Below are 10,623 nucleotides of genomic sequence, written 5' to 3'. Positions count from 1 at the left end.
CATCGTTGATTATTATTATAAACTAAAAAGGCAACCCACCCCCAAGAAGGATAAGGTTGCCACAGTTGCCTGTATGAACAAGCTCCTGAAATGTATGCATTCCATGGTAAGGAACCATACCTCGTACGCTTACACGCACACGGTCTCTAAGACCCATAATATACCTGTAGTATAGCATGAACCTTCTCAGAAAAATATAAAAAGGCTGAGGCTTATTTGGTATGCATTTTTGTCTGAATTAACAATCACTCTTTTGAAAATAGGATTGTTAGTTAATCTTTTGCCTTGACTAAACGTAGGAAGAGGCTGGGACAAAAGTCCCAGCCTCTAATCATTTCCCAAATTTCACTTTCTAAAACGTGTTCCAAAAAGCAGATCCGACATCCACTTCACGCTTGCTTTTTTATTCTTCGTACTCTTTTTCAATCGTCTTCGTACTTCTTACCGTATCAATAAACCGAACTTTACTTTCGATAGTGTCTCGTTTATCTTCTAAGAATGGTGGGAGCGACAATTTTTCTCCCAGCGTTTCATAGGGCTCGTCTTCCATGAATCCAGGACCATCTGTAGCTAATTCGATCAGGATGCCATTTGTGATCTTCGCATAGAGAGACCCAAAATAAAATCGTTCGACATAACCACTATTTCCCACTTGAAAAGTTTTGTATCTTTCTATCCATTGTTCTAAGTCTTCTTTGTTATCCACACGGAATGCGACATGATGCACTGTGCCGTACCCTTGTTGGTGTGGCGGCATTTCGGTAATGTGTTCGACAATGACTTGTGCACCATTGCCCCCTTGTCCCATTTCAAATAAATGATACATCTCTTCTTGAGCAATGTGTTTCATTTCATAGACTTGTTCGAGGACGGCAGTCATATATTCGATATCTGAATAGCGTAAAAAGATCGGACCGAGTCCGGTGATAGCATATTCCAATGGGACGGGTCCATTTTGCCAAGGCGTCCCTGATTCAACCCTCTCATTTTCTTCGTCTGAAATCAATTGGTAGGCTTGTCCGTCAAAATCGATAAACGGTAAAACTTTCTTGCCAAATTGAGTTTGAATACCTTCATGGCTCACTTGCAAGCGATCAAACCGCTTGACCCAATAGTCTAATGCTTCATCAGTTGGGACACGTAAACTTGTCCGTGCGATTTCATCGTTGCCGTGGACGCCTTTTGAAACTCCAGGGAAATCAAAAAACGTCATATCTGTTCCGGCACTGCCTTTGTCGTCAGCAAAAAACAAGTGATACGTTTGAATATCATCCTGGTTGACTGTTTTCTTAACTAAACGTAAACCTAAGGTATAGGTAAAAAAGTCATAGATTTTTTCCGCGCTACTGGTAATAGCTGTTACGTGATGGATCCCATTTAATTGTTTCATTGTAATTCCTCCATTTATTTTATACATAAAAATATATCTCGAATTCGAGATAATTATATCGAGAATCCTTGCCTTTGTCAACAGCTTCTTATTTTAAGTAAGCAAAAAATCAGTATGTGACCAGAATGAAACAGGCAAGCACCTATTTTTCTTCAAAGCTGAAGATAAAAAAGTACTTGCCTGTATGTTAAATGATCCTATCCTGTTCTGATTCAAAAAGAGAGTGTTCTCTCTTTTGTATAAAAGCTACTTGATTCGTGCGAAAGAACGGCAATCGTAATCCTCTACCATTTTAAAGCCGACACCTTGATAAAACTGTTTAGTTTTTTCAGTTAGATCAGTCAATAAAACGAGTTGCGTCACTGCCTCATATTTAGTCAGTATTTGACGAGCCAATTCTGTTCCAATCCCTTTGTGTTGAAAGAGGGGGTTCACAAGTAAATCTTGAATATAGACAATAGAAACCCCATCTCCCACTACGCGCACCAATCCGACTAGCTCGTTCTCAGCAAATGCTGCTAGGGTGTACAGTGAGTGTTCAAAAGACTGTTTTAACTTTTGCGGATGCTCATAATAACTGGACCAGCCAACTGATTGATACAAAGCTATCACTTCATCTTCATCAAAGTGTTTATACTCTTTATACGTATTCGTCATTCTATTGAACTCCTTTTAGTCAGGAAATGAAACCATTATGAAGGTTTAGACGTTTAGACTATAATGAATATACTTCTTTCAGAAAATAACTTGTGTCTATTCCTTTTCCTCTATGATCTTTTAGCGTTTCTATAATATCAAAACTTCTCTTCTCTAATATTTTTAGATGTGACGTATTTGTAGACCATGTACGTGTCGAAATATACCCTTCCCCACTACTCGTGATAACCTCTTCTAATGCATCGTACAATCTATGAGCAATACGCTGACCACGATAGTCTTTATTGACACAGATCGTTGAGACATACATATTCGTATCATTCAGTACATGTCCCTCGAACACATCATTTTGATACCCATCGATATACGATAAAAAGCCGACGAGTTCTTCTGATTCTACAGCAATGATAAAATTTTGTTTAATCATTGCTTGAAAATACGTCAGTGGCCCATCGTTTGGTTGATCTCCCTCGTTTTGGGCTAATGTACTTTGCGTAGAGCTAGTACGCGAAGAAAGAGAAGGAAAGAACTCTTCATCACAGCAAAATAATAATTCTTTGATTTGATCCGAGCTATTCGGACACTGTATTTCTTCTATTTTTCCGATTTCCATCTGCTCACTCCTTGTCCGCAAAGATGTATAGTCTATGGGTATAGACTTCACTTATTTGTTCTTTTGCTAGTGTTTTGAATGTTTCTTTCAATAGTTCTTGTTCTGCCACTGTTTTAACCCTGTCCAAGTATGGAATAAGTGAGGCATTCGCAAAATTATCGATTAAGTTAACATATTCGCTTCCTTGAGACTCTTCACTCACTACTTGAACATTCGTAAAGCCACTTTCAAATAAAAGCCGTTCCATCTCTTGTTTAGTCGGATAGAATAAAGGACAGAGCCACCCATCAAAGTATTCTTGCATTCCTAACGTATTGGCTGCTGTCAATGCCATTTCATGGAGTTCTCTATACGAATCTTTTCCTCCTTGATGAATGGCTAACGAACCCCCATTTTTCAAGGCAGTATATATCTTGGCATACATATTTTTACTGTCTGTGATCCAATGTAAGGCAGCGTTACTAAAGATCAGGTCATATTGCTCCTTCTCGTTTAAATCGAGTGCATTCATTTGATAGAAGTCTATTGAACTATCTGGGATATTCGCTTCCGCGCGATTAGCACAAGCAACCTCAACTTGGCTTTCAGAATAATCAAATGCCTTTATTTTAACGCTAGAATCTGTCTGATACAATTCGATCGTCGTTTTGCCGTTCCCACATCCAATATCTAAAACGTCGCTTCCAGATTTCAAGGAAACTTTTTCGATCAAATTGATTCCCTGTCTAAATTGGGTCTGTGAAGATTGATTGTAGAGCTCCCCATCATATTTCACTTCTAGCTTCATGTCTTCTTCTAGACTGGTTGTTGCGGAAGTTAAAATAATTTCTCTCGTATCAACAAAATCATGCGCTACACTTTTCAATAAGCTGAAAACGCCAGCCACATTGTTCAACTTATCTTTTCCGTAAACGTCAAGTAGCTGATCCTCTAATAAAGAAAGGAACTTGTCATCCTCATTTGTTAAATAGGATAAAAACAAATCAGGAAAAGACAACATATAAGAATAAATTTTTGGATAACCAATCTGAATGACGACAAAAACAAAGTTGATCAACCTGTTTTCAAATTTATCTAGGATATTTTTGCCTTTCTGGTCAATAATATCGCTTAGAAAGAGAGAATTCACGACGCGTTTCCAACTTCTCGGATTATTGTTGATGGTATTCCGCACGATTTCTGCCAGTTTTCTATACGTCTGGTCTTTCACATGATAGTCTTGGAAATAGTCAATTTCTGTCAGTGATTGCTTGATCATTTCTGTAGGATCATAATTTTTGATTGGCATAGAGAATGGCAATTGAATCAATTTGTCAAAATAAGCTCTATAAGCTACTTCGCTTTTTTTGTCAAACTCCCCATATTTCTTTTGTAAACCTCTGGTGATTACGTCATAATCGATAGCCAAAACAAACACACAATGGTCAATATCAAACAAATTTTTCAAGATTTCTAAAATACGGATCGCATTTTCTGGATCGATGCGGTCAAGATCATCGATGAAAAAAACAAATCCTGAATCGCTCAATCCATTTTGATTTTTCACCAGTTTCCCAATTGTTCTTTCAATCGAGGTTCTCAATTGAGAGACAGTCGTTAAACGAACATCACTGAAGATATCAATAGTACTATGCTTTGTTTCGTCACTGACTCCCACAACATCCATTGCAATGTTCGCAACACTTGAAAAATAGCGCTGCAAATTCTTTTTTAAATCTTCCACATCCGTACTATTTTTTTGTTTTTCCGTCTGGTTTGTGATCTCTCGTAAAATATACAGAATGATTTGTTCACAGGCATTGTCAGAATTGTTGTTCACAAAAAATTCCCATGTATTTATCCAAATGCTTTCATAATACTTGTCTTGGGTGGTATCGCATACATTTGTTTCTATCATTTTCATTAATGAAGTCTTTCCGCAACCCCATTCTCCCTGAACAGAAATCGTCATGGGTGTGGAACTATGTAAAATAAATTTTGATATGGCATCCGAATAATTTCCGGTATCCAGTAAATCGAAATCTAATGAATCAATCGGCTTATCTCTTAAATCAAAAACCATGTGTGCACCTCTTTCAATTTTTTTATAATGGTCAACAGCTTCGCTACACTGAGTAGTTTACTCTTACTCGCGAACATTAAAGAATACAACTATATACATTATTTTTGTATTCTTATCAATTATACCAAATCTTTATGAAATTAAAAATCAAAGTTTTAATATAAAAAAGAAATCCTATAACCCTTCGGCCACAGCTATTTTAAATCACACAAAAAAGCAAGTTTATTTTGATGTGTGAAGTCGCTGAAAACATCCCCCACTTTGTTAACCCTCATGAATTGCATGCGGTTTCATGATATACTGACTTTAAACACTAAATACATTAAGTATGGAGGAAACTAAATGACTAACTTAGTCTTAGGTATGGATATTGGAGTATCAAGCGTTGGTTGGGGACTTATTGATAAAGATACGAATGAAATTATTGATACAGGAGTAAGATTATTTGAGGAGGCCACTCGAAATGCTAATGAAGATCGCAGAAATTTCCGCGGAGCGAGACGATTAAAAAGGCGTCGGAAGCACAGATTGGAAAGAGCAAAAGACTTTCTCCAATTAAATGGCTTTTATTGTGAGACTATCGAGGATATTGATCCTTATCAAGCTCGCTTCAATGGTTTGACAAAAAAACTTTCGAAAGATGAATTAGCCGCTGCCCTCTATCATCTTATTAAACGTCGTGGAACGACAATTGATACGCCCGAAGAAGATGAGAAAACTTCTGGAAGTGAATTGTCAACAAAAGAACAACTCAAACGAAATGCAAAAAAACTTGAAGATAAATATGTTATTGAAATTCAACACGAAAAAATAAAGAACAATGAAGTAGTAAGAGACCATACCAATCGCTTCAAAACAAGTGATTACATAACGGAAGCTAACGCACTTTTAGAAACACAAAAAGAATTTCATTCTGAAATTGATGAAGAATTCATTGAGAATATAGTTGATATAATCAATAATCGCAGACAATATTATGATGGACCGGGATCAAAAAAATCTCCTACCCCCTATGGTCAATGGTTCTTTGATGAAAACGGCGAATTCCAACATGAAACCATGATAAATAAAATGCGCGGTCGTGGGACCTATTTCAAAGAAGAGTTTCGTATTTCAAAAAAAGCTTATACCGCTGAACTATTTAATTTATTAAATGACTTAAACAACATACACTTTCCTCGCGAGGAATCTGGAGAAACAGAAGGCTTAACAACAAAAGAAAAAGAATATTTAATTGAAAATTATGCTAGAAAAGGTAAAAAAATCACACTCAAGAATATAGCAAAATTAGTCGGCTTGACAAATGAATTGGATATCAAAGGAGCTAGACTTGATTTAAGAACGAATAAACCCCAGTTCACAGAATTTCTAGGGTATAAAAAACTTAAAAAAGATTTGGATATAGTCAGTCTTCCCAATGAATTTTTGGAAAACATCGATATGCTTGATCAGATTGCTGAAATCCTTACTGCTGAAAAAAGTATCACACGAAGAAAAGATCAATTAACAAATTTGTTTACCGAACAATATGGTCTCCCATTAGAAGAAGTGACAGCTGCTTTACTCAATGATACAAGTTTTAAAGAGTATCATTCCCTTTCTAAGAAAGCTATTTCACTGGTCCTTCCAGAATTATGGGAAACAAACAAAAATCAGATGCAATTATTTACAGAGCGCGGTTTAGGAAAAAGTCGCTTAGAACAACTGCAGTCCGGTCAAAAAATCCAGTTTGATGATGAGGCAATCTTAAGTACTGTTGCCAGACGTGCTCACCGAGAAGCCATTAAATTGACGAACGCAGTAAGAAAAGAGCATGGTGAGCTTGCTTACGTAGTCGTTGAGATGGCTAGAGAAAAAAATAGTGATGAAGAAAAGCAAAGTTATAGAGACTTTCAAAAGAAACAAGGCGATTTTGAAAAGAAAATGGCAAAATTATTAGATGAGAAAGAATTAAAAGATTTGAAACTATCTGGAAAACAAATGCTGGCATTAAAACTGATGGATAACCAAGATTATAAATGTATCTATTCAGGGAAACAAATACTCCCTCAAGATATTGTTCAGGATGATACTCAATTTGAGATTGATCATATTATTCCGCTCTCCTATTCTTTTGATGATAGTCAGCAAAACAAAGTATTGTGCTATCGAAGAGAAAATCAAGACAAAGGCCAGCTCACACCTTTCCAGTATTTTCAAAGTGGAAAAGCGAAACGAACCTTTGAAGTATACAAAGCCGAATGTACTAATCTATTTAAATCTAAAAAGATCTTAAAAAGAAAACTAAACTATTTACTCGAACAACGAGATATACAACACGATCCCGAAGTTCAAAAAGATTTCATTAATCGAAATCTTGTCGATACGCGTTATGCCATGCGGAGTTTCTCATCCAATCTGCGAACATTTTATCTGAATAATGATATCGATACAAAAGTATTATCCATTAGAGGGAGTTTCACTTCTGCTTTAAGACGGCGTGCTCACCTTCATAAAGATAGAGATGAAAGTCATGCACACCATGCAATTGATGCTTTAATAGTTGCGGCTATTGGTACTACACCTATCTTAAAACAATTAAATGCTGTAAACTTTAACCGCGAAGGTATTGTAGTGGATAAAGAAACTGGTGAAATTATAAACGAGAAACAAGTTTTCTCTACCCCTACCCTAAAATTCATAAGCCAATTACGGAATTCAGGAAACAAAATAAAATTTTCTCATAAAGTTGACCGGAAACCGAACCGAACAATGACAAACCAGACTCTCTACTCTACGCGTCAAAAAGATGGAGACAAATATGTAGTAGGCAAAGTGAAAAACATTTATGAATTAGATAAAAAAGGCTTTGAATCCTTAAAGAAAAAAATCGATAAAAATCCGAATGACTTTTTAATGGCTCAACACGATCCTAAAACATGGGAATTGCTTCTAAAAGTTATGGAAGAACATCAACATGCGGACAATCCTTTCCAAGATTTCAAGACACAACACGGGTATATTTTAAAAGACGGAAAAGTACCTGTGAAAGGTCTAAAATATCTGGATAACAAGCTTGGTATTCACGTAGATATCTCACATAACTATCCTAATTCCAATAGAGATGTTGTGTTACTTAGTCGTAAAAGCATACGCATCGATGTCTATCAAAATGAGGAAGGTAAATACAAATACCTGGGAGTTCCATATAACTGGTTTAAAAAAATCGGAACTGAATATGTATTAGATAAAGAAAAATATTTTGGTAAAGATGGATTAGCTGCTCCCTATAAACAAATAGATGAATCCTACACTTTCCAGTATAGTTTTTATAAAAATGACCGAATCTCGTATGATAAAGTAGAAACACAAGAGAATCCTTCAACAGGTAAAAAAGAAAAAATCACTATTTATTATGATAAATTGTTTAGAGGAGATAATAATCCTCGCCAGAATAAATTAGAAGTAGAAGATATCGAGAGAAAAACTAGTTCACAACAAATGCCATCCATAGGACCTTTACACAATATACGAAAGTATACTGTAGATATTCTTGGAAATGAATATTTTATAGAGAAAGAAGATTTTCGAGATATACTTCACGAAATTTAAATAAAGGGTTTACATTTTTACAACAAGTTGGTATAATGTGTTTGTCCTCGACGGAGGACTCCTTTATACCAAAGGTTGAGAGAACCTATCAAAAAAAGGCTTTATGCCGAGATCACAGAAAAAGCCCCTTTACTGGGGCTTTTTCTGTATCCAAATCTATGAAACGAGGTGTCCAAAATGAGTTGGCGAGTTGTATACATTGAGAAATCCGATCGCTTGCAGTTGTATTTAGACAACTTAAAAGTTGTCCGTGAAGAAGCCGAAATCTTGATCCCCCTGTCAGATATACATACCATTATTGTCGATAATCAACAAACAGTCGTTACGGCTAGATTAATCAATAAATTGTCTCTGTACCACATCTTACTCGTTTTCTGTGACGATAAACATTTACCAAACACCTATGTACTGTCACCTCATAGCCATCATCAATCTTCTAAAATGTTAAAAAAACAAATCGCTTGGTCTTCTTCTTTTAAAAGGATAATGTGGCAGCAGTTCATTCAAATAAAAATTTACAATCAAGCTTCGGTTTTAAATCACTTAAAGCGAAATGAGTCTGTAATTTTTTCTCTTTACGAATTAGCTGAACATGTAAAATTAGAAGACCAATCTAATCGAGAAGGTCATGCGGCTAAACTCTATTTTAAAGAACTATTTGGATCTGATTTTATTCGTGATCGAGATAGTTTAGACGGTATAAATTCTAGCCTTAATTATGGATACATTGTATTGCGCTCTGCTGTAGCTAGAAGCTTGATTGCTTCTGGATTACACCCTGCATTAGGTATAGGTCACAATAATCAGTACAATGCATTTAATTTAGCTGACGACTTGATTGAACCATTTAGACCAGTAGTAGATTTATGGGTTTCGGTACTCATGGATGAAAGCGACTATCTAGATACCAAAATTAAACAAAAACTCGTGTATTTAATTAGCAACAATAAAATTTTGATTGGCAATCAAAAACAGACAATTTTAAATGCAATATCCATTCTTATCCACAGCTATATAAAAAGCATGGATCAAGAAAATACTCAATTACTGGTCTATCCCGCCAATGGGATCGCCATATAAATTTATGCGCTTAATGCTATTTTTTGATTTGCCAATGAATACACGGAGTGAACGACGTACCTATACCCGCTTTAGGAAGTATTTAATAAAAAATGGTTTTACCATGGTTCAATTTTCTGTTTATTCTAAAATTTTCCCAAACCGAAGCTCTCTTGATACGTATATGTTAACTCTCAGAAATAATCTCCCCGCTCATGGTTCTGTAAGAGCAATGGCAGTTACAGAAAAGCAATACAATAAAATGTATCTTTTAGTAGGAAATCAAACTCTAACAGAGCAGACACTCACAGATAATACCATGGTGATTCTATGAAAGAATGGCATTTTCACAATGACTCATCTACTACTTTGTTAATAGATCATGTTACTCACTTAAAAGGAACAATTGACGATTGGAAGGACATAGTTGATCTCTTAAAAACTACCTTTAATGATAATAAAATAACTATTTATGAAGGAAATGAAAAAATTAATGTGCATGACTATCGTCTAGATGTCTTTTCGTGCTCACATCAATATACGTCATCAGATGTTTTTTACGCTAAAGAAAAAGCAAAAAGTTTATTTTTAAACTATTTAGAACTTTCTCCATTTTATAAAAGACTAGTTGAAAGTTGGGAAGAATTACAAGAAGAGGTTGACCTACTAAGCGAAGAATCAGGTTCCGCTGCTAAAATACATCTAGATAATTTTAGCCTGGAAGTGGTTACATCCCATATGAAGTGGAAAAACAAAAAACAAGATCCTCTAGATAAAATAATCCAACAAATATCCTTTATTAAGAAGGTTAAAGCAGATAAACAACATATATGTGTAATTCTTTCACCTGAATTGATTCTTGATAATCAAGAATTAATTCAATTAGATCATTTTATTAATATGCAAAAGAATTATTTTATAATAATAAGCTCACATTCTTTTAATGGAGTCAAAAATATTCGTTATAATAATCGCATTTTTCACCAGCAATCGATCATCTCCAGTAAAGAGAGAATTGAGAATCTTCTACCTTTTGTTTTTGATGAAAAAATATTTAATCAAAGTATTAATTGGTATATGAAATGTGTGGATAACTGTGAACATAAAGTGGTCAATCTATCTATTGAAGCTGTGGATAACTTGGAAGAATTAATATATGTTTTATTGATGCTATTAGTCACTAAAATAGCTTTTATTATTGACTATACGGGGATTCCTGATGAATATAAAAAGTTCATTGAATCCGTTATC

At 35.2% G+C, this 10,623-nt stretch carries 8 protein-coding genes and 1 pseudogene; 5 read left to right on the top strand and 4 right to left on the bottom strand.

Features of this window, described 5'->3' with window-relative positions; all coding sequences use genetic code 11:
* Positions 1–175 (top strand): annotated as a pseudogene (locus tag H626_RS11680) (IS110 family RNA-guided transposase); the annotation flags it as partial.
* Between the two features lie 228 nt (positions 176–403).
* On the opposite strand, the gene H626_RS0110110 reads toward H626_RS11680, so the two are convergent.
* From H626_RS0110110 to H626_RS0110095, 4 genes are all read right to left on the bottom strand, one after another.
* On the bottom strand, positions 404–1,390 hold the full coding sequence (locus H626_RS0110110) for a ring-cleaving dioxygenase (RefSeq protein ID WP_027109257.1): 987 nt from the start codon (positions 1,388–1,390) through the stop codon (positions 404–406).
* 246 nt (positions 1,391–1,636) lie between these two features.
* Entirely contained in the window at positions 1,637–2,047 is a 411-nt protein-coding gene (locus tag H626_RS0110105) for a GNAT family N-acetyltransferase (RefSeq protein ID WP_027109256.1), read from the bottom strand.
* Positions 2,048–2,105: 58 nt separating this feature from the next.
* Complete coding sequence (locus tag H626_RS0110100; RefSeq protein WP_027109255.1) at positions 2,106–2,660, bottom strand: GNAT family N-acetyltransferase; 555 nt, start codon at positions 2,658–2,660, stop codon at positions 2,106–2,108.
* 4 nt (positions 2,661–2,664) lie between these two features.
* Positions 2,665–4,722 (bottom strand): P-loop NTPase fold protein, encoded by a 2,058-nt coding sequence (locus H626_RS0110095; protein ID WP_027109254.1) that lies wholly within the window; start codon positions 4,720–4,722, stop codon positions 2,665–2,667.
* Between the two features lie 342 nt (positions 4,723–5,064).
* Between H626_RS0110095 and cas9 the strand changes: the two genes are divergently transcribed.
* From cas9 to H626_RS11545, 4 genes are all read left to right on the top strand, one after another.
* Entirely contained in the window at positions 5,065–8,313 is a 3,249-nt protein-coding gene (cas9, locus tag H626_RS11115; protein ID WP_051237945.1) for a type II CRISPR RNA-guided endonuclease Cas9, read from the top strand.
* A gap of 177 nt (positions 8,314–8,490) precedes the next feature.
* Positions 8,491–9,393, top strand: a complete 903-nt coding sequence (gene cas1, locus H626_RS11110) for a type II CRISPR-associated endonuclease Cas1 (RefSeq protein ID WP_051237944.1) — start codon at positions 8,491–8,493, stop codon at positions 9,391–9,393.
* On the top strand, positions 9,377–9,706 hold the full coding sequence (cas2, locus tag H626_RS0110080) for a CRISPR-associated endonuclease Cas2 (protein ID WP_211221982.1): 330 nt from the start codon (positions 9,377–9,379) through the stop codon (positions 9,704–9,706). Before cas1 ends, cas2 begins: the two co-directional genes overlap by 17 nt.
* A partial coding sequence (locus tag H626_RS11545; protein ID WP_027109252.1) for a hypothetical protein occupies positions 9,703–10,623 on the top strand: 921 nt, incomplete at its 3' end. The genes cas2 and H626_RS11545, both read left to right, overlap by 4 nt.

The sequence above is a fragment of the Lacticigenium naphthae DSM 19658 genome (assembly GCF_000425865.1).
GTDB classification, from domain to species: domain Bacteria; phylum Bacillota; class Bacilli; order Lactobacillales; family Carnobacteriaceae_A; genus Lacticigenium; species Lacticigenium naphthae.
This window is presented reverse-complemented; position numbering and strand designations above follow the sequence as displayed.